At 41.0% G+C, this 26,949-nt stretch carries 26 protein-coding genes and 1 riboswitch; of the genes, 21 read left to right on the plus strand and 5 right to left on the minus strand.

From position 1 onward, the window contains the following. Window positions 1-39 precede the first annotated feature (39 nt). The 8 genes from AWM68_RS00730 (at window position 40) to AWM68_RS00765 (ending at window position 10,096) form a co-directional block, all read left to right on the plus strand. Complete coding sequence (locus AWM68_RS00730) at window positions 40-1,149, plus strand: hypothetical protein (RefSeq protein WP_066236136.1); 1,110 nt, start codon at window positions 40-42, stop codon at window positions 1,147-1,149. 176 nt (window positions 1,150-1,325) lie between these two features. Continuing rightward, window positions 1,326-1,441: riboswitch (SAM riboswitch) on the plus strand. 194 nt (window positions 1,442-1,635) lie between these two features. After that, window positions 1,636-3,426 carry a PLP-dependent aspartate aminotransferase family protein gene (locus tag AWM68_RS00735; RefSeq protein WP_066236138.1) on the plus strand — a complete coding sequence of 597 codons (1,791 nt, stop codon included), beginning with the start codon at window positions 1,636-1,638 and terminating at the stop codon, window positions 3,424-3,426. A gap of 42 nt (window positions 3,427-3,468) precedes the next feature. After that, complete coding sequence (locus AWM68_RS00740) at window positions 3,469-4,455, plus strand: aliphatic sulfonate ABC transporter substrate-binding protein (RefSeq protein WP_066236139.1); 987 nt, start codon at window positions 3,469-3,471, stop codon at window positions 4,453-4,455. Between the two features lie 22 nt (window positions 4,456-4,477). Further along, window positions 4,478-5,323 (plus strand): ABC transporter permease, encoded by an 846-nt coding sequence (locus AWM68_RS00745; RefSeq protein WP_066236140.1) that lies wholly within the window; start codon window positions 4,478-4,480, stop codon window positions 5,321-5,323. A gap of 14 nt (window positions 5,324-5,337) precedes the next feature. Then, entirely contained in the window at window positions 5,338-6,069 is a 732-nt protein-coding gene (locus AWM68_RS00750; RefSeq protein WP_066236142.1) for an ABC transporter ATP-binding protein, read from the plus strand. Further along, window positions 6,066-7,757 (plus strand): acetate--CoA ligase, encoded by a 1,692-nt coding sequence (gene acsA, locus AWM68_RS00755; protein WP_066236144.1) that lies wholly within the window; start codon window positions 6,066-6,068, stop codon window positions 7,755-7,757. Before AWM68_RS00750 ends, acsA begins: the two co-directional genes overlap by 4 nt. Before the next feature lie 22 nt (window positions 7,758-7,779). Continuing rightward, window positions 7,780-8,832 carry a homoserine O-acetyltransferase MetX gene (metX, locus tag AWM68_RS00760; protein WP_331710028.1) on the plus strand — a complete coding sequence of 351 codons (1,053 nt, stop codon included), beginning with the start codon at window positions 7,780-7,782 and terminating at the stop codon, window positions 8,830-8,832. Beyond that, window positions 8,819-10,096: a homoserine dehydrogenase gene (locus tag AWM68_RS00765; RefSeq protein ID WP_082820512.1), complete on the plus strand. Its 1,278-nt coding sequence runs from the start codon at window positions 8,819-8,821 to the stop codon at window positions 10,094-10,096. Before metX ends, AWM68_RS00765 begins: the two co-directional genes overlap by 14 nt. Window positions 10,097-10,762: 666 nt before the next feature. Here AWM68_RS00765 and AWM68_RS20935 read toward each other — a convergent pair. Continuing rightward, the gene (locus AWM68_RS20935; protein ID WP_077363080.1) at window positions 10,763-10,897 is read right to left on the minus strand and encodes a YjcZ family sporulation protein; all 135 of its coding nucleotides are present in this window, start codon (window positions 10,895-10,897) and stop codon (window positions 10,763-10,765) included. A gap of 171 nt (window positions 10,898-11,068) precedes the next feature. Here AWM68_RS20935 and AWM68_RS00770 point away from each other — a divergent pair, with 171 nt between their 5' ends. The 4 genes from AWM68_RS00770 (at window position 11,069) to AWM68_RS00785 (ending at window position 15,195) form a co-directional block, all read left to right on the plus strand. Further along, window positions 11,069-11,620 (plus strand): 2'-5' RNA ligase family protein, encoded by a 552-nt coding sequence (locus AWM68_RS00770; protein ID WP_066236149.1) that lies wholly within the window; start codon window positions 11,069-11,071, stop codon window positions 11,618-11,620. 56 nt (window positions 11,621-11,676) lie between these two features. Next, window positions 11,677-12,138 (plus strand): large conductance mechanosensitive channel protein MscL, encoded by a 462-nt coding sequence (gene mscL / locus AWM68_RS00775; protein ID WP_066236151.1) that lies wholly within the window; start codon window positions 11,677-11,679, stop codon window positions 12,136-12,138. Between the two features lie 102 nt (window positions 12,139-12,240). Continuing rightward, window positions 12,241-12,723, plus strand: coding sequence for a hypothetical protein (locus AWM68_RS00780; RefSeq protein ID WP_066236153.1), 483 nt, complete (start codon window positions 12,241-12,243; stop codon window positions 12,721-12,723). Between the two features lie 189 nt (window positions 12,724-12,912). Then, on the plus strand, window positions 12,913-15,195 hold the full coding sequence (locus AWM68_RS00785; protein ID WP_066236154.1) for an ATP-dependent DNA helicase: 2,283 nt from the start codon (window positions 12,913-12,915) through the stop codon (window positions 15,193-15,195). A gap of 173 nt (window positions 15,196-15,368) precedes the next feature. Here AWM68_RS00785 and AWM68_RS00790 read toward each other — a convergent pair whose 3' ends face one another. After that, window positions 15,369-16,028 (minus strand): class I SAM-dependent methyltransferase, encoded by a 660-nt coding sequence (locus tag AWM68_RS00790; protein WP_066237363.1) that lies wholly within the window; start codon window positions 16,026-16,028, stop codon window positions 15,369-15,371. Window positions 16,029-16,185: 157 nt separating this feature from the next. Between AWM68_RS00790 and AWM68_RS00795 the strand changes: the two genes are divergently transcribed. Beyond that, the gene (locus AWM68_RS00795; RefSeq protein ID WP_066236156.1) at window positions 16,186-16,698 is read left to right on the plus strand and encodes a GNAT family N-acetyltransferase; all 513 of its coding nucleotides are present in this window, start codon (window positions 16,186-16,188) and stop codon (window positions 16,696-16,698) included. A 170-nt stretch (window positions 16,699-16,868) separates the two neighbouring features. Here the strand turns inward: AWM68_RS00795 and AWM68_RS00800 are convergent, their stop codons facing one another. Beyond that, window positions 16,869-17,495 (minus strand): class I SAM-dependent methyltransferase, encoded by a 627-nt coding sequence (locus AWM68_RS00800; RefSeq protein WP_066236158.1) that lies wholly within the window; start codon window positions 17,493-17,495, stop codon window positions 16,869-16,871. A gap of 262 nt (window positions 17,496-17,757) precedes the next feature. Here AWM68_RS00800 and AWM68_RS00805 point away from each other — a divergent pair, with 262 nt between their 5' ends. Together AWM68_RS00805 and AWM68_RS00810 are read left to right on the plus strand one after the other, a co-directional pair. After that, window positions 17,758-19,326 (plus strand): AbgT family transporter, encoded by a 1,569-nt coding sequence (locus tag AWM68_RS00805; RefSeq protein ID WP_082820513.1) that lies wholly within the window; start codon window positions 17,758-17,760, stop codon window positions 19,324-19,326. Between the two features lie 24 nt (window positions 19,327-19,350). Continuing rightward, on the plus strand, window positions 19,351-20,553 hold the full coding sequence (locus AWM68_RS00810) for a M20 family metallopeptidase (RefSeq protein ID WP_269446769.1): 1,203 nt from the start codon (window positions 19,351-19,353) through the stop codon (window positions 20,551-20,553). A 40-nt stretch (window positions 20,554-20,593) separates the two neighbouring features. Here AWM68_RS00810 and AWM68_RS00815 read toward each other — a convergent pair whose 3' ends face one another. Beyond that, window positions 20,594-20,968: a hypothetical protein gene (locus AWM68_RS00815; RefSeq protein WP_066236160.1), complete on the minus strand. Its 375-nt coding sequence runs from the start codon at window positions 20,966-20,968 to the stop codon at window positions 20,594-20,596. Between the two features lie 235 nt (window positions 20,969-21,203). Here AWM68_RS00815 and AWM68_RS00820 point away from each other — a divergent pair, with 235 nt between their 5' ends. Continuing rightward, window positions 21,204-22,628 (plus strand): FAD-binding protein, encoded by a 1,425-nt coding sequence (locus tag AWM68_RS00820; RefSeq protein ID WP_066236161.1) that lies wholly within the window; start codon window positions 21,204-21,206, stop codon window positions 22,626-22,628. Beyond that, window positions 22,625-23,197, plus strand: coding sequence for an MFS transporter (locus AWM68_RS00825; RefSeq protein ID WP_066236162.1), 573 nt, complete (start codon window positions 22,625-22,627; stop codon window positions 23,195-23,197). Before AWM68_RS00820 ends, AWM68_RS00825 begins: the two co-directional genes overlap by 4 nt. A 61-nt stretch (window positions 23,198-23,258) precedes the next feature. On the opposite strand, the gene AWM68_RS00830 is transcribed toward AWM68_RS00825, so the two are convergent. Next, on the minus strand, window positions 23,259-23,495 hold the full coding sequence (locus tag AWM68_RS00830; protein WP_066236164.1) for a transporter suffix domain-containing protein: 237 nt from the start codon (window positions 23,493-23,495) through the stop codon (window positions 23,259-23,261). Between the two features lie 182 nt (window positions 23,496-23,677). On the opposite strand from AWM68_RS00830, the gene AWM68_RS00835 reads away from it, so the two are divergent. The 4 genes from AWM68_RS00835 to AWM68_RS00850 all read left to right on the plus strand — a co-directional run bounded on the left by AWM68_RS00835 (window position 23,678) and on the right by AWM68_RS00850 (window position 26,917). After that, window positions 23,678-24,184: an NUDIX hydrolase gene (locus tag AWM68_RS00835; RefSeq protein ID WP_082820514.1), complete on the plus strand. Its 507-nt coding sequence runs from the start codon at window positions 23,678-23,680 to the stop codon at window positions 24,182-24,184. Beyond that, window positions 24,185-24,586, plus strand: a complete 402-nt coding sequence (locus AWM68_RS00840; protein ID WP_066236168.1) for an HIT family protein — start codon at window positions 24,185-24,187, stop codon at window positions 24,584-24,586. A gap of 276 nt (window positions 24,587-24,862) precedes the next feature. Then, entirely contained in the window at window positions 24,863-25,708 is an 846-nt protein-coding gene (locus AWM68_RS00845) for an aldo/keto reductase (RefSeq protein ID WP_066236170.1), read from the plus strand. A gap of 174 nt (window positions 25,709-25,882) precedes the next feature. Then, complete coding sequence (locus tag AWM68_RS00850) at window positions 25,883-26,917, plus strand: zinc-binding dehydrogenase (RefSeq protein WP_066236172.1); 1,035 nt, start codon at window positions 25,883-25,885, stop codon at window positions 26,915-26,917. Window positions 26,918-26,949 lie beyond the last annotated feature (32 nt).

Here is a 26,949-nt window from a genome sequence, read left to right on the forward strand (position 1 = left end):
TCAGACATTGTATTTTCATAAAAGAAAGAGGAACATCTTATGAAAGAGACATTTGACTTGATTGACTATGCTTTGCAAAAAAGTGGACTTGGAGAGCTTAAAGATCCAACCCAAGTTCAATACTTAGGCGAGGGTGCTTGGCATTATGCTTATCTTGTTCAGTTCCGTACTAGTGATTCGGTAGTCGTTCGATTTCCTAAAGCGGAAGCATATGGCAGAAAAATTGTTTTCGATGAAGCAGCTTCTTTTGCCGAATATGCTGGAACAAAAGCGTATTATGAACTAGCTAACTCAGTTAAACCGGGAATCTGTCCAGAATTCTTTTACTACCATGTAGAACAGGACAAAACTTTTACGGTCGAGTCGTATGCAGGTAAAGCAATTAAACTTGAACAATTTACTTATGTAGAAGCGTTTCAAGTAGGTGCGGAACTGGGTGAGTTCTTCTGGAATATGAATGCCGCTCAACATGGATTAAAAGGCTTTGGCTATCTGCAATGGAACGGGAAGAATATCGAGGGTCAGCTTCAGTCGAATGTTTCTGCGTATATGAAAGAAGAGAATGAAGAGTATCTCTCTGATTTTAAAAAATTTTTGGGAGCTTATGATAGCTCTATACATCCAACAGTTCTTATTCAGCTTCAAGAATGCATGAAGAACAGAGTGAGTGATCACCAAACAATCACATTTACAAACCAAGATACGTCACCTGAAAATATATTGCTTCACTCAGACGGTAGAGTAAGTCTGATTGATCCAGTGCCGATTCTTTATAGCGGGGACTCATTAGCAGGCAACTTTCTAAATAACTACCGAACACTGTTTCCGACGTTCTTTAATGCACCACGTTACGCCAAACATGAGTTTGATCGTTTTGAGGACAGGCTGCACAAGATGGCAGATGGATTTTTAGAAGGATATTCTAATGGCGATCTTATTGTAAAACAGAGAGTGAAACAAGAAGAGTTCATTCAGCTTACAAGTTTAGCTGCATCGCACTGGGCTCTCCTGCAGTCTGAAGAATTAACGTCCGAACAAAAAATTCGGTATGGAGAAAAAGAGGCAATCGCCAACCGAATACCTGTACTTGTGAAAAAAATAGAAGAATTTAAATGGACAGATGAAAAAAGCGGTACGAAATTGGCATAACTGGCATAGCATGGGCATAATCTTAATTCAAAGCTGACAGTTGAACACTAAGTCTTTTGTACGACTTTTACGATTTTTCAAAAAACGGTTGACTTTCTAAAACGTCTTACTCTATAATCCTATTCAAGAACAACATAAACATCAGCACGCTAATGTGTTAAACATAATTTAATTATCTCTTATCCAGAGAGGCGGAGGGACTAGGCCCGATGAAGCCCGGCAACCAACAAACCATATTTGGTTTGGAAAGGTGCCAATTCCTACAGATCGTTTTTGATCTGAAAGATAAGAGGAGGACCAAAACCCTCTTCTTAGGAAGGGGGTTTTTCTTTTTCCCCTTATTTTTCTTCAACACTAAACTTCATTCGTCATTCATTTTATTTTTTTGAAACTGCATATGGAACAAGGGCAAGATACAAATCTTAATCCCTAGTTTTCCTATATATTTAATTAACTTAATACTACAAAACACGAGGAGAGATTAACATGACAAAATCTTTTGACGGATATGATATTGAGACGTTGCTATTACATGGAGGGCAAGCGCCTGACCCAACGACAGGATCGCGAGCGGTGCCAGTTTATCAAACTACTTCCTATGTTTTTTCAGATACCGACCACGCACAGAGCCTATTTGCACTTGATGAACCTGGAAACATCTACAGCCGAATCGGAAACCCAACAGTGGATGTGTTTGAAAAAAGAGTAGCACTGCTAGAAGACGGTGTTGCAGCGGTAGCCACTTCATCTGGTATGTCAGCTATCGCACTTGCCATTCTCAACATCGCACATGCGGGTGATGAGATCGTTGCTGCTACAAATTTATATGGCGGCACATACAACTTATTTTCTACTACTCTTCCAAAATACGGAATCAACGTAAAGTTCGTTGACGCAGAGGATCCAGAGAATTTCAGAAAGGCAGTTACACCAAACACAAAGGCTTTTTTCGCTGAAACGATCGGAAATCCGAGTTTGAATGTTCTAGATATTGAAGCAGTTGCAGACATCGCACATGAAAATGGAGTGCCGCTATTAATCGATAACACGTTTGCAACACCGTATGTAACAAAACCATTAAGCTGGGGAGCAGATATCGTCATCCATTCGGCTACAAAATGGATTGGTGGACACGGAACGGCGATCGGTGGTGTGGTGGTTGACGGAGGACGCTTCAATTGGAATTCAGAAAAATTCCCGGGATTCACGGAACCTGATAGAAGCTATAACGGACTACGATATGCAAATGATTTTGGAACGCTGGCATTTGCAACGAAACTACGTGTACAACTGTTGCGAGATTTCGGAGCTTGCTTAAGTCCGCATAATGCGTTCCTCCTTTTACAAGGTTTAGAGACTCTGCATTTAAGAGTAGAGAAACATGCGAAAAATGCGCAGGAAGTGGCGGAGTATCTTGAAAACCACCCCGCAGTCGATTGGGTGTCGTATCCTGGACTGCCATCTCATCGAAGTCATGAGCTGGCGAAAAAGTACTTAAGCAACGGCTTCGGCTCAATCGTAAACTTTGGAATTAAAGGCGGACGCGATGCCGGCCGCAAAGTAATAAATAACATTTCACTCTGGTCACATGTTGCAAACGTGGGAGATGCTAAATCATTAATCATCCATCCCGCTTCAACAACACACCAGCAGTTAAGCGGTGAAGAGTTGCTTGCAACAGGGGTTACTGAAGAACTTATTCGATTATCAATCGGGCTTGAGTCGGTGAAAGACCTAACAAATGATCTTGATCGCGCTATACATGCAGCAACTGGAATTGGATCAGATCGAACAGAAATTACAATCAATGATGAGGGGGTTATTCGCTGGGCATTGCAATCCTCACTATACAGAGCAACAGAAAATGGTCAGGAAATTCAACGGCCAAAGACACTCGCTATCGTGGGCTTAAGTTCCAATCCAGCAAGACCAAGTCACAGACTTGCTAGAAAAATGCAGCGTCTCGGATACAAGATTGTTCCTGTTAACCCGAGAGAAACAGAAGTGCTTGATGAAAAAGCGTATCCAGATTTGAAGTCTATTCCGTTTCCAATTGATGTTGTTCAAGTGTTTAGAAGTCCTGAGGCAGCGATTGAACTGGCGAAGGAAGCGGCTATTACTCAGCCGAAAGTATTCTGGCTGCAAGAAGGCGTCATTTCACCAGAAGCAGCAAGGATCGCGAAGGAAGCAGGAATTGATGTTGTTCATAACCGCTGTACCTATAAAGAAGCGCAGCGCTTAAGAGGAACAATTGCGACATACGCTTGTGAACTTTAAAGAGATAAAAATATAGAGATTGAAAGTGGAGGGAAACACATAATGAAAGTTTGGCAGAAACTATCGCTCGCCGTTAGTCTTGCTGGTGCAATAGTGTTAGCAGGCTGTTCCAGCTCAGCAAAAGAAGGAGAAAAACCAGAGAAGATCAGACTGGATTATGCATTTTATTCACCAACAAGCTTAGCACTTAAAAAGTTTGGCTGGGCAGAAGAGACGTTTAAAAAAGAAGGTATCGAAGTGGAGTGGATTCAGAGCCAGGGAAGCAACAAAGCACTTGAGTTCCTAAATTCAGATAGCGTTGATTTCGGATCCACTGCTGGTGCTGCGGCACTGATCGCAAAAGACAAAGGAGCACCGATTGAATCGGTCTATATTTACTCGCAGCCTGAATGGACGGCACTTGTTGCAAAAGACGGTTCACCGATTAAAGATGTGAAGGATCTGAAGGGAAAAAAGGTAGCCGCTACGTTTGGAACGGACCCTCATATTTTCTTGCTCCGAGCACTTGCTGATGCGGGCCTTTCTGCTAAAGATGTACAGATTGTTAATCTTCAGCACGCAGACGGTGCCAACGCCTTACTAAAAGGGCAAGTGGATGCTTGGGCAGGCTTAGATCCGCACATGGCGAGAACAGAAGTAGAATCCGGTGCACAGTACATCTACCGTAATCCAGATTTTAATACGTATGGAACGTTAAACGTACGCTCTGAGTTTGCAAAAAACCACCCGGAGCAAGTGGAACAAGTGATTGAGCTATATGAAAAGGCAAGAAAATGGACACTGGAAAATCCTGAAGAAGCAGCAAAACTTTTATCTGAAGAGGCGGGAATTAAAGAAGATGTCGCAAAGAAACAACTTGAACGAAACAACTTCTCGGAACCTGTTCCAGGATCACAGCACGAAAAAGCTATATCGGCTGCAGGCGAAGTTCTCCAGACAGAAGAGATTGTCAAAAAAGATACTGACATCAAAAAGCTTGTAAGTGAACTGATCAATCCTAAATATGCAGAGAAAGTAATCAAAAAATAAAGAGGGAGAGGAGGAAGTGTCGATGATATCGGAAACACAAAAATGGAAAGTGGGACAGAGAGCTTCCCCTCAAAAGCTCTCTTCTTCAAAAGGATTATTTAGGGTTGGAAAAGGATTCGCTTTAGGATCTATTCTGCCAATCATCCTACTCATCGCCTGGGAGATCGCTGCTAGAGTAGGACTTCTAGCACCACACCTGCTTCCGGCACCAAGCATTATTTTAGAGAAAATAATAAGCATGTATAGAGATGGTTCTCTATTTGGTCATGTGTCTATCACATTGACTCGTGTTTTATTAGGATTTGCAATTGGTACAGCAGCAGCTGTTGTAATTGGTGCAATCGTCGGGTATGCCAAAACCGCAGAACAGGTATTAGATCCCTTGTTTCAAGCATTCCGTTCCATTCCTTCTCTTGCTTGGGTACCGCTCTTTATTCTTTGGATGGGGATTGGAGAACCTTCAAAGATTTCATTGATCGCAGTTGGTGTCTTCTTCCCTGTGTACTTAAATATTGTGGCGGGTATACAAGGCGTTGACCGCAAGCTTATTGAGGTAGGAAGAATTTATCAGCTCACCCCTTTTCAATTAACGAAGCGCATCATCTTGCCAGCCGCATTGCCATCATTTATTACAGGTATGCGAAGCGGGTTAGGACTTGGATGGATGTTTGTCGTTGCAGCAGAACTGATGGGAGCTAGTGAAGGGTTAGGCTACCTGCTTGTTGTTGGCCAGAACACTTATTCACCGGACACGGTTATTGCGAGCATACTGCTGTTTGCCATTCTCGGAAAAGGTACGGATGCATTATTAAAATGGATTGAGTATCGCTCATTAAAATGGCAAGACTCGATAAACAACCAAGCATAGAAAGGGGGAGACATATGCTGAATGTAAAACGATTAAAACGAATGTTTAATAACAATCAAGCTGGGTTTCATAATATAAATTTTTCTGTAGATAAAGGAGAAATCATTGGAATTTTAGGTACGAGCGGATGCGGGAAGAGCACGTTGCTTCGTGTGTTATCTGGCCTTGACCCCTATTATGAAGGCAACATCTCAAGCAGCGATGAAGCAAACAATGGAGTCGGTATGATGTTTCAGGAACCTCGCCTTCTCCCGTGGCTCTCTGTACGTAAAAACATATCATTTGGCTTAAAAAAAGAGGAAAGGACTTCTACTAAATATCAGACCTATTTAGATTTAGTCGGTCTTACGGGTTTTGAGAATCATTATCCAAAAGACTTATCTGGCGGAATGGCGCAGCGAACTGCGATTGCAAGAGCGCTCATTACAGAACCAGAAGTTCTGCTCCTAGACGAACCATTCAGTGCTCTCGATGCTTTTACAAAAATGCAGCTTCAAGACCTTCTATTATCGATCTGGCAAAAAAAGAAAACAACGATGCTTCTCGTTACGCATGATATTGACGAAGCACTCTATTTATGTGATCGAATACTCATCTTAAAAGGTCAGCCAGGTGAGGTTTTCGCTGAAGTTCAGGTGGAGAGATCAAAACCTAGAACACGAGGAGATGCGTATTTATCCCAACAAAAAGCACACATCTTAAATCTATTAAATGTCGAACAGAAAGCAGCAGGTGAACTGAAATGACGAGACTAGCTACCCTTGAACCTGTCGATGGCACACACAATATTCAAAGAGACAGCGTAGAAGGTCCTTTTTCATGGGACTTTGTGAAAGAGAAATTTTCTAGAAGACTCGACGGTAAAACAAATATGGCTTACGAATGTGTGGACCGACATGTCGAAGAGGGCCGAGGAGAAAAGACGGCTCTTCATTATATAGATGATTCAGAAGAATACCGAATAAGTTTCAATGAGCTCAAGGAAACCACGAATCAGTGGGCAGCTGTTTTAAAAAAGCATGGTGTGAAAAAGGGGGATTTTGTATTCGTATTCCTTCCTAAACATCCTCATTGTCACATTGCGATGCTTGCAGCCATAAAGCTAGGTGCCATAGTTGGACCATTATTTGAAGCCTTTATGTCAGATGCCGTTAGAGATCGTATCGCAGATTGTGAAGGAACGTTTTTAATAACGGATCGTGAACTTTATAAGCGGGTGCCTCGTCAAGATCTGCCGAGTCTTCACACTGTGTTTTTAACAGATGGGGAAGGAGATGGTGGAGAAATCTCATTACTTGATGAGCTAAAGACCGTTGAAAGCACAGATCGTCTGATTGAATGGGTAGACCCGGAACATGGTTTGAACATCCACTATACGTCTGGGTCAACAGGGAAACCAAAGGGAATCATTCATGCTCACCGTGCGATGGGACAGCAATACTTAACAGGCCGCTGGGTCTTGGATCTTCAAGAAGATGATGTGTATTGGTGCACGGCACACCCTGGCTGGGTAACAGGAACCGTTTATGGTGTGTTCGCCCCTCTCTTAAACGGAGCAACGGTCGTCGTTCACGGTGGGAGGTTTAAAGCAGAAACGTGGTATGAAACACTGGAGAAAACGGGTGTGACCGTATGGTATAGCGCACCAACGGCTTTTCGTATGCTGATGGCAAAAGGCAATCAGCTACCTCAAGACTACGATTTATCAAAACTCCGCCACATCTTGAGTGTCGGAGAACCATTGAATCCAGAAGTGATTTATTGGGGTAAGAGTATTCTTGGAAAACGTATTCATGATACGTGGTGGATGACTGAAACAGGTGCACAGCTGATCGTCAATCTGCCAACTGAACCAATCAAACCTGGTTCTATGGGGAAACCGTTCCCTGGAATTTCTGTATCCGTTTTGGATGAAGAGGGAAAAGAACTGCCTCCTTACTCAGTTGGTCACTTAGCGATCAAAGCACCATGGCCAGCCATTATGAGAGAGGTTTGGCAGAATCCAGAAAAGTATAACTCTTATTTTAGCTGGGGTGAGTGGTATGTTTCAGGAGATCTTGCCTATCAGGACGAAGAGGGATATATCTTTTTCCAAGGACGATCAGATGACATGATCAATTCCTCAGGAGAAAGAATCGGACCTTTTGAAGTGGAAAGTAAATTGATCGAACACAAAGCTGTAGCAGAAGCGGGAGTAATAGGAAAACCAGACCCGATCCGTGGCGAAATCGTTAAAGCCTTTATTGTGTTAAAAGATGGCTACACACCGAGCAGTGAGCTTTTGGAAGAAATCCGCATCTTTGTTAGAGGTGAGCTTGCAGCACACGCTGCTCCCCGGGAGATTGAAGTAGTTGAAGAACTGCCAAAAACAAAGATCAGCGGAAAAATTTTGCGAAGAGAGCTGAAAGCCCGTGAGTTACAAAAACTTGCTTGAAACCACGAGAAAAATAGGTAAGGTGAGGATCGGAGAATTTGCCCTGGAGTCAGGCAGAGTGATTACTGATGCGGAATTAGCTTTCGAAAAAACAGGGAATGCAAACGGTCCTGTCATCCTGCTTTGTCACGCTTTGACTGGAAATCAGTATGCGTTTGGATCAGAAGAAGATCCTGGCTGGTGGAGAGGGTTGATCGGTCCCGATAAATACATCGATACGAATCAATTTCAGGTTATCACGTTTAATGTTCTGGGAGGATGCAGCGGTTCAACAGGTCCAACAAAGACTGACCCTGAAACGGGAGAACCTTACGGCAAGACATTTCCTTTTGTAACGGTAAGAGACATGGTTCGAGCACAGCGGCAAGCCCTCGGTATTTTGGGGGTTCCAAGACTTTTGGCCGTTTTGGGTGGATCACTCGGCGGAATGCAGGCTTTAGAATGGGCGGTACAGTTTCCGTATTTTTTAGAAAAAGTGTTTGTTTTTGCTGCAACTCCTTATTTAAGTGACTATGGCGTTGCCTTTAATAGACTTGCTCTTCACGCGATTGAAAGTGACCCTGTTTATAAAAGCGGTAATTACGATTCTAGCGAAGAGTTAAAAGGGTTGGAGATTGCAAGAATGGCAGGATTGTTGACGTACCGTCAGCCTAAACTATTCAACGAGCGTTTTAATCGGGAAGTGAAGGTTACGGATGATGAGGGAAAGCCTTTCTTTCAAGTAGATTCCTACCTTACGTATCAGGGAGAAAAGCTGACCAAACGGTTTAATATTGATAGCTATGTATCTCTTCTTTACGCGATGAACGCACACGATATTGGCGATAAGCTTGGAGGATGGGAGCGTGCAGCTTCGCAAATTCAAGCGGAAGTTCATGCATTCGGTTATGAAGGCGATCTTCTGTATCCTCCAGAAGCCATTGAGGATTTTGTAAAACATACGAGATTTGGAACGTATTATTCCATTCAAACAGACTTTGGTCATGATGGATTTTTAGTTGAATTTGAAAAATGGGGACCTTATGTGAAAGAAGCATTGAGACAAGAAAGGAGGCTGAAATATGGCACCTATTAAAGCGGCACTGCTTGGGTTTGGGACTGTTGGCCAAGGTGTTTATGAAGCTCTGAAAACACATAGTGAACAGCTTAAAGCAGTATTAGGTGAAGAGGTAGTAATTGAAGGAATTCTTGTAAAAGATGGATCAAAAAAACGTGATGTGGATGAACATGTCTTAGTAACAACAGACTTTGAGGAGATCTTGGCTATAGAAGATCTTCAAATCGTATTTGAAGCGATCGTAGGAGAAGAGCCTGGATTCACATACTTGAGCCGTGCTCTAGAGAAAGGGTGCCATGTTATCACAGCGAACAAAGTGATGTTTGCGAGGCATGGAAGGACTTTGCTGAATAAAGCAGAGCAGCTAGAACGCTTCGTTGGTTTTGAAGCCACAACGGCTGGTGGAACGCCAATTATACGCAGCATCGCTCAACTGCTCCAAGTAAATGATATCTATTCTGTTGAAGCAATTCTTAATGGTACCTCCAACTATATTTTGACGAATATGAGGGAGAAGGGATTAGCCTTTCATGATGTCTTGCAGCGTGCCCAAGAGCTTGGATATGCAGAAGCGGACCCAGCGAGTGATGTTGAAGGATATGACGCTTTTTATAAGTTGATGATTCTTAGCGAGTTGTCGTTTGGTGCGACGCCAGAGTGGGAAGACGTTGAACGTAAAGGAATAACAGAAGTAACATCAGAGCAGATCTCTGTGTTTAAGGACTGGGGATACAAAGTAAAGCATTTGGCGCGGATCCGCCGTGACCGCGACCAATTCATATCTTCTGTCAAACCTGTTTTGGTTGATGAGGAACACCCTTTGTTTGGGGTTGAAGATGTACAAAATGCAATTATGGTTGAAACGAGTCTCGCGGGCAAAGTAACCGTTCAAGGAGCAGGAGCAGGAAAACTTCCAACGTCAAGCGCTATGGTGGAAGACCTGACATATGTGCTGCAATCTGGTTCATCAGCTGTTCAGAAGAAAAAGTCAGTTCCTGTTGCTGCAGCTGATAGTGATGAGGATTTGGGTTCTATTTTAGTTGGAGAATATGTTGTTATTGGCTCTTCTGTAGGATTTCATGGAACAGATGAAGTAGAGATCTTAAAACAGGAAGTGACAGGTGATACCGTCTATTTACTCATTGCGTGTCAGGTGAGGACAGCTGCTTTGTTAGAGGAGAATCCAGACCTTGTGGTTTATGAAGTGGCAGGAAAAGTAAAGAAGGCAAAAGAAAGAACTGAGCAGAAGGATCTGCTGCTGAAAAAAGTAATTAATTTATAGGTTGAGTTGATAGAAGTGGCTTCATCAAGTGGATTATAGGATTTAAGAACATTGCAGAGTGGCTCCTGCGATGTTTTTTTAGTGAGGGGTGTTTTTGTGGGTATCGGGCAATAGCGTTTGTAGTGAGCATGAAAGTCTGTGAGCACGGATTTTGCCTTGGCTCGAGGTGGATTTTTTAGCTAATGTGAATTTATTGGAAATAACGTGGATAAAAACGAATTAACGTGAAATTATTTAAAATAACGTGAATATATCCCAATTAACGTGAATATAATCTTGCGTGTTCACTCCATATACACAAAAGAGGATTATGTCTCTACCAAAAATACAATTTTACTCGTTTTTTCCGCTCATCTAATTAAAATAGGTATTACCTCAAAAGTTTTGCATCCTTTTGAGCCAAGCCTCTTCGCTTTTTTTCTTTAGTCCGTCACTTTTAATACGAAATCTACATCTGCCAGCAAAAAATACTATCTACAAAGATAAAAGTAAAGCTGCTGATAGGTCATGCTATACATAAAAAGACCTGCGCTCATAAGAGTACAGGTCTTTTTTCTCTCTCTAGTTTTCTCTCTGTTAATACGAGGGGTTGTTAAAGCAAAAGGTTTTAACGCAATTGATCATGAATGAATAAGCGCGTTTATTTCCATTCTGGAAATCAACTGATTAGCACCAGCCGCCGCCGTATCCACCGCCGTAACCACCGCCATATCCACCGCACCAGCAACACCCAACGATGATTAACAAGATAAATAGCACTACGATCAAAGCAAAGCTGTTTCCGTGTGACTTAAATCCCATGTAACCCACCTCCTTCTTTACAATGACAGAATATTAGAGGTACAAGTTAAAGGTTTGGGCGGAATTAGCCCATTTTTTCGGGACAAGTGCGGATAGGGCACTTTAACTAGGATTTTATTTAACTCACAAAGAATTTCTGTATAATTACTCTAAAAGAGGAGGTCTTTTTACATGTACGCCATTATTGGATATCTGGATCATGAAACTGAAACGAAGATTAATGATTTAAGGGATGATATGAATGAAGCGGGAATCGCGGGTCTTGGCATGAGGCCGCATGTAACGCTAGCGACACACGCAAAATTACATCTCGAAACCTTTAAAAGAGAATTAGAAAGTTACTTTTTAAACGCTTCTGCTGTTCCTTTGTTTTTTCCATCACTCGGCATGTTTTTAAACAGCGGAACTTTGTACCTGTCACCGACAAAGAATGAGGTACTGAATAGCTTTCATCTTCGTTATCATGAAAGATTTAATGAACATACAGATCCGGCATCCTTATATTCTCCTTCTCAATGGGTCCCTCACTGTACCATTGCGATGCATCTAACACATCAGGAATTAGTTGAGGCCTTCAACTTCTCGGCACGAACCCTGCAGCCTTTTTCTGCAACGCTTAACAGCATTGGGTTAATACAACTCCAATATGAAGGGGATGTTTGTACGAGTGTAAAAGAGTTATTGACGGTGAACCTGGTTAAAGAGGCATCAGATGATGTTTGAAAGTGAATGCTGTATGGTTATACATATAGTAGAGAAACAGAAAGGAATTAATGTAGATGTGGAATGAATTCAAAACATTTATTATGCGGGGCAACGTGATAGATCTTGCCATCGGAGTCATTATTGGTGCAGCGTTCAGTAAGATTGTCACTTCACTTGTGGATGATGTTATTATGCCCCCAATTGGCTTGCTGCTTGGAAAAGTAGATTTTAGCAATCTTTACATAAACTTAGGAAAAGGGGAGTATTCCTCATTAGCTGATGCCCAAAAAGCTGGTGCTGCCACACTGAATTATGGGCTCTTTATCAATACACTGATCAACTTTCTTATCATTGCTCTTGTTATCTTTTTTGTTGTAAAGCAGATCAACCGCCTTAAGAAAAAAGAAGAAGTGAAAGAACCCGATACAAAAGAATGTAAGTATTGCTTATCCAGGATTCCATTGAGAGCAGTTAAATGCCAAAACTGTACAGCTAATTTAAACGATGATGCCGTTCTAAAACAGTCCTCTGAGTAAGGGGGCTGTTTTTGTTCTTTCAATCATACATTTATCATGTTTTTACCATAGACACAATTACAATAAATGGTTATTTTTAAGAAAAAGAATAGAGGTGTCTCTTTGAGAAACTTTCGGAAAATAACCTGGATCTTGACAGGAATCGTTATAATTGTCTTTTCTTTACTTTTGGGACCTGACCTTTGGGTAAAATTCCAGGCGAATCAGCAAGCATCGCTGTTTTTAAAGCATGCTGCAAAACAAGATTATGAAAAAGCATTTGATCATGTTTACTTTTATAATAGAGCTTATGATGAAGACGTAACGATTCCAGAGAACATTGCAAGAAGCAGCTGGGTAAGCCGTAATAATAAATTGTTTATTGAAGGGACTTACCTGAAAGCATTCAATAATTTAAGAATACGTATGGATGACGGCTGGCCTATTGGTACTGTTGACATTGTTATGATGGAAAAAGGAAAAGAAAAACACTATTCGAACGTATACATTTCTTTCAATAAAAAGAATCATTGGCAGGTAGGCATGCTTCAGACCATGCAAGAAAAAGAATGGGAAAAATTATATAGCGGGCATGTCCTACACTAAAAAGCTAATTCATTGAGATTAGCTTTTTTTGTTTTTTTTATAATAATGCCAACGTACATGACAGAATGCTTTCAAACAGCGAGTTTGGGTAAGAGTCCACGTAGGGAGATATAACGTTCAACAGCAAGATCTTGTTCCTTATATGCTACAATAAAGCTATGATTTAGTGGGAAATCGGCAGGTGATGATATGTCTTATTCTGTGAAGCTTTCTGTTCGTTCGCTCGTTGAATATGTTTTTCGTTCAGGGAGTATTGAAACTGGTTTTAAATCGACTTCCTCTTTAATCGAAGGGACTAAAGCCCATCAAACGATACAAAAAACATATGAAGAAGCAGATGCTGCAGAGGTGTTTCTGCAAACCAACTATCTATATGAGAGTTTGGAATACATGATAGAGGGGCGTTGTGACGGTCTTTTATTGCGTGACGAATCCATAACAATCGATGAAATTAAATCAACTGCTCGGAATTTAAGCGAGATTATGAGAGATTCTTATCCCGTTCACTGGGCTCAAGCGAAAGTCTATGCCTATATGTACATGGAAAAGGAAGATAAAGACAAAGTAACCGTGCAGCTTACCTACGTTCAAGTGAATTCGGGTGAACAGAAGAGGTTTCAGGAAGATGTCACTTTTAGGGAGCTTGAGGATTTTATGCTACAGCTCGTTAAAAGCTATGCTCCATATGCGAAGCTAAAACTTCAAAATATGCAAAAAAGAAATGACAGCATTCGTGAGCTAGCTTTTCCTTTCTCAGCATACCGGAACGGACAGCGTAACTTTGCAGGTGCTGTCTATAAGACGATTGCTGATAAGAAAACACTTTTTGCAAATGCACCAACAGGTACCGGCAAGACGATCTCAACACTTTTTCCTGCCGTGAAAGCCATAGGTGAGGAGAAAGCGGAAAAAATCTTTTATTTAACAGCTAAAACGCTCAACCGTAAGAATGCTGAGGAAGCGCTAGTGTTAATGAGAGAGAAGGGATTATTTCTGCAATGTACGACCATCACCGCAAAAGATAAGGTGTGCTTTAAAGAGGAGACACGATGTGAAGCGGCATATTGTGAGTTTGCTGATGGATATTATGACAGAATCAACGGTGCTGTACTGGATATTTTAGAAAACGAGACGGTGATGGACCGGAGCGTTATTTCAGACTATGCCCAAAAGCATAAAGTCTGTCCGTTCGAGTTTTCCATCGACCTTGCCTATGCAGCAGATGCTGTAATCTGTGATTATAACTATGTATTCGATCCTCGTGTCTCTTTTAAACGCTTGTTTGAAGAACAGAAAAAGCGTACTGTACTCTTGATGGACGAAGCTCATAACTTAGTCGATCGGGCGCGCGGCATGTATTCAGCTGATATTATAAAGTCTTCCTTTTTGCAGCTTTCCCGTGATTTTAAAGGAGAACATGACGGAGTTTGGAGAACAGCTAAAGCCGTAAATGATGAACTTTTGAAATTGAAAAAAGAACATGAAGAAAAAGAAGTTGCCGTGGCTGATCTACCCGAAGTGCTGGTGGAATATCTTGAAGCGTTTACCGTTCAGGCTGAACAGGTACTCGCCAGTGGGATTAATGATGAACGGCTGTTGGAAACCTTTTTTGAAGCGCTTCAATGGGTAAAGATTTCTCAATTTTATGATGATCGGTTTGTTACGTTTATCTCTGTATTTAAAAGTGAAGTGAGTGTTCGTTTATTCTGCATGGACCCCTCAAAGCTTCTTTTTCAAACTGGAAAAAAGTACGGTTCACGCGTCTTTTTCTCGGCGACGCTCTCACCGCTTTCCTATTTTCGTGAAATGCTCGGAGGAGAGGATGAGGATTATGTCATCCGGATGCCTTCTCCCTATGAAAGAGATCAGCTTGATGTCTTCGTTCAGCCGCTTTCCACACGTTATAGAGATCGTGAACAATCCATAGAACCTATCGCGGAAATGCTTATCGATCTATCAAATAAACGGCCAGGAAACTATCTTGTTTTTTTTCCATCTTACCGATATATGACAGATGTCTATGAACAGCTGCTAGAAAAGGATCCCATATTTAATCTTATTGTTCAGCAACCAGCTATGACGGAGGAAGAACGAGAAACGTTTTTAGCTTATTTTGATTCGGTAGGGGAAAAATCTCTTGTGGGGTTTGCTGTCATGGGTGGAATATTCTCAGAAGGAATCGACTTAAAAGGAGACAAGCTCACCGGTGCAGTGATTGTAGGGGTTGGACTGCCGCAAGTTGGATTAGAACGGGATACGATGAAGAATTATTTCCAGAGCGCAGGCAAGAACGGTTATGACTTTGCGTATGTGTATCCGGGAATGAACAAAGTACTCCAAGCGGGAGGCCGCGTAATCCGATCAGAAGAGGACCGAGGGACACTCGTTCTCGTTGATGACCGATTCCTGACGAGGAAGTATGTAGAGATGCTGCCAGAGGAATGGCGGGATTTTGTGGTGTTGGGTAGATAATTGGAGTGCATGTGATTGTCGAAAAGCCTATAAAATAAATTTGAGGGCCTATAAAAAATTTCGAAGGCCTATAAAAAATTCTGAAGGCTTATAAAATGAAAGTTAGGGACTAAAAATACTTGATTAGGGCCTATAAAACAAAAACTCTTGGAGACCTGCTCCAAGAGTTTGTTTTAGTTTCGCTTAAACAGTCCGGCATTTAAAAAAGACAAACCAAATGTATCAGCTGGCTGTGTGATTTCGTTCATCTTACGCAGTTCTATCTCAGTAAACTCAGAAAAAACTTCCCTCATTCGTTCAAACGTGTAGCCGAGACCGCCTTTCATCGTGCGTTCTTTGTATACGATCTTGTCGGGGATATCCAATCCCATTCCAACTGCGTCAAAACAAGTAATGGCAAAATGTCCGCCTTTCTTTAAACAGTTGTTTAATAGATTCAAATAGCTTACACGCCTATGAGGGGGAACGTGGTGGAAGCAGCCTGAATCATAGATTAAGTCATATTCATGAAGAGGCAGATCCATCTTAAAGATGTTTCCTTGTATAAAATTCACATCCACTCCTTTATCAGCGGCACGCTCACGAGCCCAATTTAGACCTTCAGTAGAGAGATCTACCGCATCTACTTCAAATCCCAGCTGCGCAAGAAAGATGCTATTTCTTCCTGGCCCACAGCCAAGTTCTAAAACGCGGCAAGGCTCTATCCATCCACGCTCCACATAGTTCACTAGATTTTCATCAGGTGCATCCACAAAAAAAGGAATCTTTTTATTTCGATCTTCATAAAAAGAGTTCCAAAAGGTGCCTTCATCACGTAAAAGAGAGTCCAGCATGTCGTAAACATGGTCATTTTTTGTAATTAAAGTTGTCAAAATATCTTCCGCCTTTCGGGTACGAAAATAGGCTCTGACTGACAAAGTTGCATACCTTAATTTTACCAAAAAATAGCTTATAATAGTGATGTTTAGACTAAAAAAAGAGGTGTGAAATATGGCGAAAACAGCGAATATTATATTTAAAAAAGCAGGAACTGAAGATGTTTCAGGAATAGCTAGAGTATGCCGAGAAGGATGGAGAGCAACGTATGGATATTTAGAGGACGAAGCGTATGTAAACCAAGTAATAGAAGAGTATTATAACGAAGATCGCATTTTAAAAGAAGTGACGGAGTTCAGCGATTATTGGCACGGTTACTTTGTGGCGAAGGAAAATGGACAAGTAGTGGGAGCGATCGGCGGGGGAACGACAGGTGAAAAAGCAGGAGAAATCTTTGTGTTTTACATGGATCCAATCAAACGAAACATGGGAATAGGAAGTCAGCTGTTAAACTACTACACAAACTATCAAAAAAATTTAGGAATAAAGGAACAGTGGCTGTCTGCGCAAAAAGATAATGAAAAAGGCATCCCTTTTTATGAAGCAAAAGGATTTGTTAAGCAATCAGAAAAGATGAGTGAAGGCAGCGATAAATACATATCTATCCGATACATGCGAGAAATATAAAAAGCCCCTCAATGGAGGAGCTTTTTTTGCTTGACTATTATTGCATTGAAAGTAGTTAATTTCCGTTCCAGGTGCTTCGCTTTCCGCGGGGCAGGGGTGAGCCACATTCGGACGTTTCACTCTTAAGTGTCTCACCTTCCCAACAAGCATTTTTTAGAGTGGCCTTTTGATTAATCCTCTATCCATTTCTTACGCAAAAGCAAAGATTGAAAATCCATGCTTCCGCCAGCTTCTGAAACGATGTGAAAGTCTAGTATCTCAAAAAGAGGGGAAACCACTTCTACTAGATCTTCATCTGTATAAAACGAAAAGAACCGCTTCGGAATATACGAATCTTCCTGCCATACACCCTCAGAATCCTTGCCGCCGTATACGCCCATGTAGAACAAACCTCCGTCTGCTAAGACAGTATGAATGTTCTTAAGTACTGCGGGCAGACTCACCTTTGGGACGTGAAGAAGCGTATTCATCGCCCATACTGCGTCAAACGATTTAGCGTCAAAGTTTAATGTGTAATAATCCATTACTTCTGCTTTTAATCCTTTTGCACGGCACGTTTCTACCATCTTTGGTGAGAGATCGATGCAAGTTACATCTAACCTGTGATCTGATAAATATTTACCATGTTGACCTGAGCCTGCTCCAATATCAAGAACAGTATCAAAGCTTTCGTTAGTAAGAGCGGCAATAAAAGAATTCAGCTCAGCAACTTTCCAACTCTCTATTTCTACTTTATTGCGAAAATCAGCTTGTTCGTTGTAGCTTGCTTTCAGACTTTCTTTTAACAAAAGATCCATGAAGTTCTCTCCTTTATCTTTACGTGAAAATCGTTTTTAAAAGCAAAACAATGTACTCATTATAGCGGAAGATGTCGAACTGGTAAATTTTAAAATGAAAGAATATTCTGTGAAGGAAAGCCCTTTCATTCCGCTAACCCGTTGCTGTATCTAGTATCTAGTAAAAAAGTTGCGTTCTAAAAAGCCCCTTGAAACTGTGAACAACAGTCTGTAGAATGTTAAGAAATTTAATATTCAGAAAAAAACAAAAAGGAGGATGACCATGGCACGTTCAGCAATAAAAGCAGTACCTTCACCAAAACCGTCACAGCCACAGAACAACAACAAAAACATATTCAATCGGCTACTTGACTGGGTAGAGAAAAACGGTAATAAGCTTCCAGATGTTCTAACTTTGTTCGTGATCATTACAGCTATTATCTTATTAGGTTCGTTTTTTGCCGGATTGACAGGCTGGAGTGCAGTGAATCCTGCTAATAATGAAAAAATTTCAGCAGTAAATCTATTGAACGAAGAAGGCATTAAAAGGATGCTTATTGAACTTGTCAGTAACTTTGTTAATTTTCCTCCGCTTGGACTTGTTCTCGTCGTCATGCTTGGAGTAGGACTAGCTGAGTCAACAGGTTTGATTTCGGCCTTCATGCGCAGAGTCGTTCTTTCCTCACCCAAAAAGCTTATTTTGCCTATTATTATTTTTATTGGAATCGTAGGGAATGCAGCTGCCGATGCCGCACTAATCGTGCTTCCGCCAGTGGCAGCAATGGTATTCCTTACTCTTGGACGTCATCCGATCGCAGGACTTGCAGCCGCATATGCAGCAGTTGCCGGTGGATTCAGTGCTAATATTATTATCAGCATGCTTGATGTGATGCTTGCAGGATTTACAGAGTCAGCGGCACACCTTCAAGACAAAACCTATACAGCAAACCCCGCAATGAACTATTACTTCATGCTTGCCTCAACATTCGTGCTTTTACCTGTAGCGGTATGGGTAACGACTAAAATCGTTGAACCGAGGCTAGGTGAGTATCAAGTTCCAGACGATCTGGAAGTGAAAAAGCAAGCTTTATCTTCTGAAGAAAAAAGAGGGCTTAAGTGGGCAACCCTTTCTCTTCTGATTTACACGACCATTATTTTACTTGTAACTGTTCCAAAAGGTGCGATGCTTCGTCATGCTAAAACAGGTGAACTGATCGATTCACCGTTTATGGATTCACTCGTTCCCATCATGCTTCTGTTCTTCTTGATTCCAGCAATGGCTTACGGATTTGGAGCAAAAGTATTAAAAAATGACAAAGATGTTGCTGAACATCTAACAAAGGCAATGAGCGGCATGGGGTACTATATTGTGCTTGCCTTTATTGCTGCTCAAATGATTGCTTACTTTAACTGGAGCAACTTAGGGTCGATCATTGCAATTACTGGAGCCGACTTTTTGAAAGAATCAGGATTTACTGGTCTGCCATTGCTTTTAGCCTTTATTCTTTTTACAGCATTCGTGAACTTGCTGATTGCCAGTTCGTCTGCTAAATGGGCGATATTAGGGCCAGTTTTCGTTCCGATGTTCATGGCTTTAAACTACAGCCCGGCTTTCACCCAAATGGCTTATCGAATTGGAGATTCGATCACAAATACCATTACACCAATGTTGGCGTACTTTGCTATTCTTCTCACTTTTGCTAAAAAGTTTGATAAAAACATGGGTATGGGAACACTAATCTCTTCTTTACTTCCATACTCGATTGCATACACAATATTTTGGTGCATCTTATTTACCATCTGGTACGTGCTAGGACTTCCGTTAGGGCCTGGCGAATATATAAAAATGTAGATCTTATAGAAGGAGTGAGCAGGTTTGGAACAATTATTCAGCAGGTTGGCTAGTTATGAAAACGAGATGGTGGAGATTCGCAGACACCTTCATCAAAATCCTGAACTTTCATTTGAAGAAGTCGAGACACCCGCCTTTATTGCAGCGTATCATGAAAAGTTAGGGCTAGACGTTCGAACGGGAGTTGGCGGCAGAGGGGTTGTTGCAACATTAAGAGGTGGAAAGCCAGGAAAGACTGTTGCCATAAGAGCTGATTTTGATGCACTTCCGATACAAGAGGAAAATGATTCTCCATACAAATCGAAAGTGCCAGGTGTTATGCATGCTTGCGGTCATGACGGTCATACAGCTACATTGCTCGTATTGGCCAAAGTATTAACAGAAATGAAAGATGATCTTGAAGGAAATGTCGTATTTATTCACCAGCACGCTGAAGAACTTGCACCGGGCGGAGCCATTGCGATGATTGAAGACGGATGTTTAGATGGAGTTGATGTCATTTACGGCACACATCTCTGGGCAACGATGTCAACCGGAACGATCGGTTATCGTTCAGGTCCTGTAATGGCAGCGGCAGATTCCTTCACTGTAAAAGTTCAAGGAAAAGGCGGACATGGTGCACAGCCGCATAAAACAAAAGACAGTATCGTCATTGGGGCACAGCTCGTTTCAAACCTGCAGCAGATCGTGAGTCGCCGAGTGAATCCATTGGATGCAGCGGTTGTATCTGTAGGTGCGTTTGAAGCAAAAAATGCATTTAACGTTATTGCAGATACAGCCAAGTTAACAGGAACAGTTCGTACATTTAAGGAAGAAGTTCGTGTTGCAATCGAAAAAGAGATAGACCGTATTGCAAAAGGGACATGTCTTGCATCCGATGCTTCCTATGAATATGTATTTAAACGCGGTTATCCAGCAGTGGTTAACCATAAAGAAGATACGGAATTCGTTGTAGATGTTGCGAGAAAGGTTCCGGGTGTACTGCAACTTGAAGAAATTGAGCCGCAGATGGGCGGAGAAGATTATGCGTATTATCTGGAAAAAGTTCCAGGTACATTCTTCTTTACAGGTGCTGAAGACGCAGAATGGGAAGAGACATATCCGCATCACCATCCTAAGTTTAAGATCAATGAAGAGGCTCTATTAATTGCCGCCAACTTGCTTGGTGCGACAACACTTGCTTACTTAAAACAAAATGCAGAGAAGAAAGTAGAATTAACAAAATAAAATTAGAAAAAGCCCCATAAGGAGGCTTTTTTTATTGAAATTATTCCCAGCAGCTGTCGTTACAAGGTCTCTTCTTGGATTTCTTAGAAGATTTCTTGGACGATTTTTTTTCTTTTAAACCTCCGCCTAATAGAGAGCGAAGAGCTTCAACAGCTCCATTTTCAACAGCATTCCCGTTCGTTTCAGCTCCTGCTGCAGCAGTCGCAGTACCGTTTGCAGCAGTACCGTTTGCACCTAACTTTTTGCGTAGTTTTTTCCCGTTTGGATCATTGCTTTCAGAAAGGCCTTTACCATTTGGCCATTCAGAAGCAGCACCAGTACGGCCTTTGCCACCTTTGCCTTTGCCGCCTTTACCGCCGCCGTGGCTGCTAGAACTAGAAGAACTTTCGTGTTTTTCTTTTCTTTTTTTACCCAATTGTATCACCCCCACTATTACTATATGAAATAAGAGTTAGAGTGCTTGTACGAATCACCATTTTTTTAATTTCTTACATCTAAAATACAACTTTAGCAAGGTGTAAGATCATATTTTCACCATATTCCTTTTTTGCACACAACAAACGACTGGAAAAAAATCCTTGCCAGTCATTGAGTTTCATTTTATAATTAAAGTGTAAAATTACACTTAATGTGGATTGGGTGTGTGATAGATGAAACTAAAATGGATTGTAACTGGAATTTCAATATACAGTTTGGCTCTCTATTCTAGTTTTTCAGTATTTTCTCACCAGCAAGAAACGATTGTCGTAGAAGATGAAGGAAAGCTGTTGCCCACAAAGATGAAGGTTATCAAAAGTTCGCACTCCACTCATGATCTTCAAAAATGGGTTAAAGAAGAAGACGCCATTTCAATCGCTGGCATGCAGCATAGTCAAGGCGGTCATACGCTGTATCCTGCAGGCACGCTCCTAGATATGAAAAGCTACAATAAAATAGTGGAGTTTAACCCGAAAGAAAGAAGAATAACTGTCCAGAGCGGTGCGACTTGGGAAGACATCCAACAAGCTGTTAATCCGTACGGGTTATCCATTAAAGTGATGCAGTCTCAAAACATTTTTACGGTTGGCGGGTCATTAAGTGTAAACGTTCATGGGCGGGATATCCGTTACGGTTCTTTAATCGATACAGTAGAATCATTTCGACTGCTCAAATCAAATGGCGAAATAATCAATGTGAGCCGAACAGAAAATAGTGATTACTTTCCTTATGTAATAGGAGGCTACGGTCTTTTCGGAATCATATTGGATGTAACGCTCCAATTGGCAGAGGATGAACTTTATCAGCACCGAGTTGCAACAATGAAGTATGAGGACTACGAAGATTACTTTAAAAAAAACGTAAAAAAAGATAACAGGGTGAAAATGCATCTGGCACGATTATCTGTTGCTCCAAAAACTTTTTTAAAGGAAATGTATGTTACCGATTATGTGTTAGCTGATGATCAACGTAATCTGAAGAAATTTTCCGCTTTGAAAGAAGAAGAGAGGGTTGCATTGCCTAAATTGATGTTAGGGGTGTCACGGTACAGTGACTGGGGAAAAGACGTGTTTTGGGATACTCAGAAAAAATACTTTTTGAATAGCAGCGGCAAGTATGAAACAAGGAACAACGTGATGCGGTCAGACCGTGCATTTATGAAATACGAAAATCCAAACCGTACAGAAGTGCTGCAAGAGTATTTTGTTCCTGTAGATCAGTTCACAGCATATATCGAGGACTTACGAACGGTGTTGGAGAAAGAAGAATTGAATGTATTGAATATCACGATACGGTATGTTGAGCATGATGAGGATGCTGTTTTGTCTTATGCCAAGGATGATATGTTTGCTCTCGTGTTATTAATTAACCAAGGGCGGTCAAAGAAAGAGATCCAAAGAACAGAGGATGTTATCCGGAAGTTGATTGATGTGACGTTAGCGCATAAGGGCAGTTATTACTTGCCGTATTATTCTTATCCGACAAAAGCACAACTGAAAAAAGCGTATCCTCGCATTAATGAGTTTTTTAATAGAAAGCGAGAGCTCGATCCAGAAGGGCGTTTCAAAAATCTATTTTATGAGAGGTACGGAAAATGAATTATCGTACATTCGTAACATCCCAAAGTCTATTAATGACAGCGAGTTCTATGGTATTTCCATTTTATCTGCTGCTTATTCGCAACATAGGAGACAGCTACTCACAATTTGGTTTGGCATATGGTCTTTTTGCAATTACAGGAGCACTGGTCCATCCGGTCATTGGGAGACTCTCTGATAAAGTGGGAGATCGTGCCTTACTTCTTTTCTACACATGGGGGATGGCTGGAATGATGCTTGTTGTGCCTATCATTAAAACGGTTGCTGCTCTATACATGCTGCAGATCGCGATGGGCATCTTAGGAGCTGTCCAAAAGACAACAGAAAAAACAGCGCTCATAAAGCAAACGAAAGATTCTCAAACAGGTCTAAAAATAGGAAACTACCATCTCTGGACAAGTGTGTGGGGAGCGGTTGCAGTCATGGCAACAGGTTATTTAGTAGATTTTCTTACGATTGGAAGCCTCTTCTATATCGCGTCTTTTCTTTATCTGGTTTCAGCTTTAATCCTTATGAATTCGGCGTCATTAAAAATGCATAGTCACAAAGAAAAGCCTGTTCAGCCATAAGCTAACAGGCTTTAGTTTTAAAAGTTAGAATTCTACCAAAACGTAAGAAACATGAAGTCTCTCATCTTACATCGTCATCCTTGTCTTTTTTACGCCAATACTTTTGAATAAACTTTTTCACAATGTCTTTTCCAGCTAGCAGCGCTCCGAGCCAAAAGGAGACCTCTCCGCCGATGAACAATCCACTTACGATTGCTGTTTTTAATCCCGCACTAAACGATAAAAAGGGAATGACGGGAATGAATAGCCACAACACAAATGAGAGGACAATAAAAATAATGCCGATTTTCTTTTTCATGTTAAACTCCTCTTTACTTGATTACATGTACTACGTAAGAGTTTTACTAAAAGTTCCCTCAGTCCTTTAAAATCCAACCGGTAAATAATTAATTGGACTAAATTTCCAATAAGTTATTAGTTGAAAATGTTTCCAAGTTTGGATAATGTTAAGAGGAAACTGATGTAAAAGGTGGGGGAATTTTGAAAAAAGAACTTGTATATCAGAGCAGAGATAAAGAGATAGAAGTATTCGAAGATGAATTTGGAAGTATTACACTAAAAGAGATACCACATGAAGCTGCAGTTATGGTGGCGCTAGAAAACGACTCCTTGATCTTGATCAGCCAGTATCGGCCAGCAGTGGACGAAGTGATTATTCAGCTGCCTGGCGGAGGCATGCATGTTAATGAAGATCCTATGAGTGCAGCAAAGCGAGAGCTGCTAGAGGAAACTGGGATCGTGTGCGGGGAAGCTGTTTTTTTAGGAAGTATTCAGCCAAGTGCGTGCTTAAGCAACGTCATTACACATGTTTATTTTACAAAGGAAATTGTTGAGTACAAATCTCAATTGCTCGAAACAAAGGAAGCGACGATCCAAGCATTCCATATTCCTGTAGAACGGGCATTTCGCAATATTGAACAAGGCATTTGGAAAGATAGTGAAATGGCACATGGATTATTGCTTGCTAGATTGAAAGGATTCATTTAGATGAGCTGTTTAGGTTGTGATCTAGCAAACGCGAAATTACCTGTACATACGATTTACGAGAATGAGCTTGTCCATTGTTTTCTTGATATTGACCCTTTTAACGAAGGTCACACACTGATTCTCCCGAAGAGACATGTGAAAGAGCTCACTGAGTTAACGAATGAAGAGACATTTGCTGTTATGGAAGCGGCAAAATACATATCTGAGAAATTAAACATGTGTTTAACTCCTGATGGGATTACAATTAATCAAAACGGGGGAAAATTTAGTGACTTAACTCATTTTCATATGCATGTTATTCCGCGGTTTGAAAATGACGGGTTTACGTGGAGTGAATCTCTCATAGAAGATGATGCCGATCAACGGTTAGCTGAAACTGCGGACAAGCTTCGTTCAGTTTAATCTTTTTATCTTCATTGTAGCTTTAGAAAGTAGTTGATTTCCGTTTCAGGTTTCTCGCTTTCCGCGGGGCAGGCGGTGAGCCACATTCGTACGTTTCACTCTTAAGTGTCTCACCTGCCCGCCTGTCCTAGCCGAGAGTCTCGAACCTTTCACTCCAATCAACTTGTCAAAGAAGCGAATAAACAAAGAGATTAAAAGGCAACAACCTACAGAGAATATCCTCAGCTTTTATGTACAAAAAAAGTATGCCACAATGTGAACAAGGAGTGATTCTTTATGACAAGCAGTATTCATGATCGTGCCGTCCTGCACAATGGCGTTCAAATGCCATGGGTCGGATTAGGAGTCTATAAAGCTGAAGACGGGGATGAAGTGATTCAGTCTATTAAATGGGCGATTGATGAAGGATACCGCAGCATTGACACAGCTAGTCTATATGAGAATGAAGCGGGTGTCGGCCAAGCGATCGCTGAATCACATGTTCCGAGAGAAGAATTGTTTATTACGACAAAAGTTTGGAACACTGATCAAGGATATGGAAAAACACTTGAGGCATTTGATGCGAGTTTAAAAAGACTTGGCCTCGATTATGTCGATCTTTACCTTGTTCACTGGCCAGTACCAGGAAAGTATAAAGAAACGTGGAAAGCTCTTGAAAAGATTTACCATGAAGGTCGTGCAAAAGCGATTGGTGTCAGTAACTTCAAACAGCACCATCTTGAAGATTTAATGGCAGATGCTGAAATTAAGCCAATGGTCAATCAAGTGGAGTACCATCCACGTTTGTCGCAGGAAGATCTTTTGTTGTATTGCAAAAAGCAAGGTATCCAGCTAGAAGCTTGGAGACCGCTATTAAAAGGAGAAATCTTTGAAGAGCCTACTTTAGTTGAGCTTGCAGATAAGTACGATAAATCAGTCGCTCAAATCATTTTGCGCTGGGATCTTCAAAACGGTGTTGTGACGATTCCTAAATCTGTAACCGAACACAGAATTCAAGAAAACATTGATATCTTTGATTTTGAACTGACGAATGAGGATATGACACGCATTTCAGCCCTAAATCAAGATAAACGGAACGGTGCAGATCCGGACGATCCGGAGTTTTATAAACCATTTGAATAACAAGATATATTGTCCTGTACATGTACAGGACAATTTTTTTATTTTGTTTAATCACATTTATAGAGGGAAGATTTACTAATATTATGCAAAACAAAAGCTTTGCCCATAATAAGAGAATAGGTCGTCATATTGATGAAAAACTATTTTTTATATGAAGAGAAGAGGAATGTCTTAATGAAAGCTGTACAAGTAACAGGATATGGAGATGTTGATAAGTTAATAGTAGTGGACATTCCCATACCAGAACCAAAAGAAAATGAAGTTCTTATAAAGATAAAAGCTTGTGCGATTAATAACACTGAGATCTGGATGAGAGAAGGGGCTTATGGTACGGATTCTCAATCTGGTTGGAGACCAGAAGGCGTGCAATTTCCACGTATACCTGGCTCAGATATAACAGGGAAAATAGTAAAAGTCGGGAAGTCAGTCAGTGAGTCTCATATAGGTAGAGATGTTGTTTTATTTCCTTTTACATCGAGTGGTGAAAAGGGAGCAGAACATCTTTCTTTGGACATGTCTTTTATAGGATCAGAATATGACGGGGGTTACGCTGAATATGTAGTTTGGCCAGCTGAGCTATGTTTTGATATGCCTCTTCCAAGCTATACGGAAAGTGCCGTTTTTTCAGTTAGCGGTTTAACAGCTTGGCATATGGTTAATCAAATACAAGTTCAACCCGGTGAGACAATTGTAGTAACCGGCGCTAATGGCGGTGTTGGATCGCTTAATGTTCAAATCGCTTCAAAAGTCTTTGGTGCGAAGGTCATTGCCATTGTAGGTGATCTAGATAGCAAAGAAAAAATGAAGGAATTAGGAGCAGCACACGTTCTATCCTATAAAACCGATTCTCTATCAAAAGAAATATTAGAAGTGAATAAGGGACCAGTCGATTCTGTACTTGATGTAGTAGGAGATGCATTGTTTTCCACATCTCTAGAAGTTCTGAAGAATGGAGGAAAGTTCTGTATCTCAGGATCTGCAGGCGGCCAGCAGACAAGTCTTGATTTTAGAAAGATGTATCTAAAACATATCACAATGTATGGATCTGTCCTGGGAACGAAAGATGAATTTAAAGAAATGCTTGATGCAATTTCAGAAGGTAAGATCAAACCCGTTATTGATAAGACCTTTCCTTTAGAGAATGCCAAAGAGGCTCAAGTTTATTTTAAAAATAAAGGGAAATTAGGAAAGATATTATTACTGCCGTAAAAAGAAATCCATTTGTTTTAAATGCGCAAATT

Origin of the sequence: Fictibacillus phosphorivorans (genome assembly GCF_001619875.1) — a bacterium.
Lineage (GTDB): Bacteria > Bacillota > Bacilli > Bacillales > Fictibacillaceae > Fictibacillus > Fictibacillus phosphorivorans_B.

Coding starts and splice junctions, on each gene's coding strand:
- AWM68_RS00750 (WP_066236142.1), top strand. CDS start 5,338: ATGCTGAATGTAAAACGATTAAAACGAATGTTTAATAACAATCAAGCT.
- AWM68_RS00845 (WP_066236170.1), top strand. CDS start 24,863: ATGACAAGCAGTATTCATGATCGTGCCGTCCTGCACAATGGCGTTCAA.
- AWM68_RS00800 (WP_066236158.1), bottom strand. CDS start 17,495: ATGGATCTTTTGTTAAAAGAAAGTCTGAAAGCAAGCTACAACGAACAA.
- AWM68_RS00745 (WP_066236140.1), top strand. CDS start 4,478: ATGATATCGGAAACACAAAAATGGAAAGTGGGACAGAGAGCTTCCCCT.
- AWM68_RS20935 (WP_077363080.1), bottom strand. CDS start 10,897: ATGGGATTTAAGTCACACGGAAACAGCTTTGCTTTGATCGTAGTGCTA.
- AWM68_RS00795 (WP_066236156.1), top strand. CDS start 16,186: ATGGCGAAAACAGCGAATATTATATTTAAAAAAGCAGGAACTGAAGAT.
- AWM68_RS00740 (WP_066236139.1), top strand. CDS start 3,469: ATGAAAGTTTGGCAGAAACTATCGCTCGCCGTTAGTCTTGCTGGTGCA.
- AWM68_RS00785 (WP_066236154.1), top strand. CDS start 12,913: ATGTCTTATTCTGTGAAGCTTTCTGTTCGTTCGCTCGTTGAATATGTT.
- AWM68_RS00770 (WP_066236149.1), top strand. CDS start 11,069: ATGTACGCCATTATTGGATATCTGGATCATGAAACTGAAACGAAGATT.
- AWM68_RS00765 (WP_082820512.1), top strand. CDS start 8,819: ATGGCACCTATTAAAGCGGCACTGCTTGGGTTTGGGACTGTTGGCCAA.
- AWM68_RS00850 (WP_066236172.1), top strand. CDS start 25,883: ATGAAAGCTGTACAAGTAACAGGATATGGAGATGTTGATAAGTTAATA.
- AWM68_RS00840 (WP_066236168.1), top strand. CDS start 24,185: ATGAGCTGTTTAGGTTGTGATCTAGCAAACGCGAAATTACCTGTACAT.
- AWM68_RS00820 (WP_066236161.1), top strand. CDS start 21,204: ATGAAACTAAAATGGATTGTAACTGGAATTTCAATATACAGTTTGGCT.
- AWM68_RS00805 (WP_082820513.1), top strand. CDS start 17,758: ATGGCACGTTCAGCAATAAAAGCAGTACCTTCACCAAAACCGTCACAG.
- mscL (WP_066236151.1), top strand. CDS start 11,677: ATGTGGAATGAATTCAAAACATTTATTATGCGGGGCAACGTGATAGAT.
- AWM68_RS00830 (WP_066236164.1), bottom strand. CDS start 23,495: ATGAAAAAGAAAATCGGCATTATTTTTATTGTCCTCTCATTTGTGTTG.
- acsA (WP_066236144.1), top strand. CDS start 6,066: ATGACGAGACTAGCTACCCTTGAACCTGTCGATGGCACACACAATATT.
- AWM68_RS00735 (WP_066236138.1), top strand. CDS start 1,636: ATGACAAAATCTTTTGACGGATATGATATTGAGACGTTGCTATTACAT.
- AWM68_RS00730 (WP_066236136.1), top strand. CDS start 40: ATGAAAGAGACATTTGACTTGATTGACTATGCTTTGCAAAAAAGTGGA.
- AWM68_RS00790 (WP_066237363.1), bottom strand. CDS start 16,028: ATGCTGGACTCTCTTTTACGTGATGAAGGCACCTTTTGGAACTCTTTT.
- AWM68_RS00825 (WP_066236162.1), top strand. CDS start 22,625: ATGAATTATCGTACATTCGTAACATCCCAAAGTCTATTAATGACAGCG.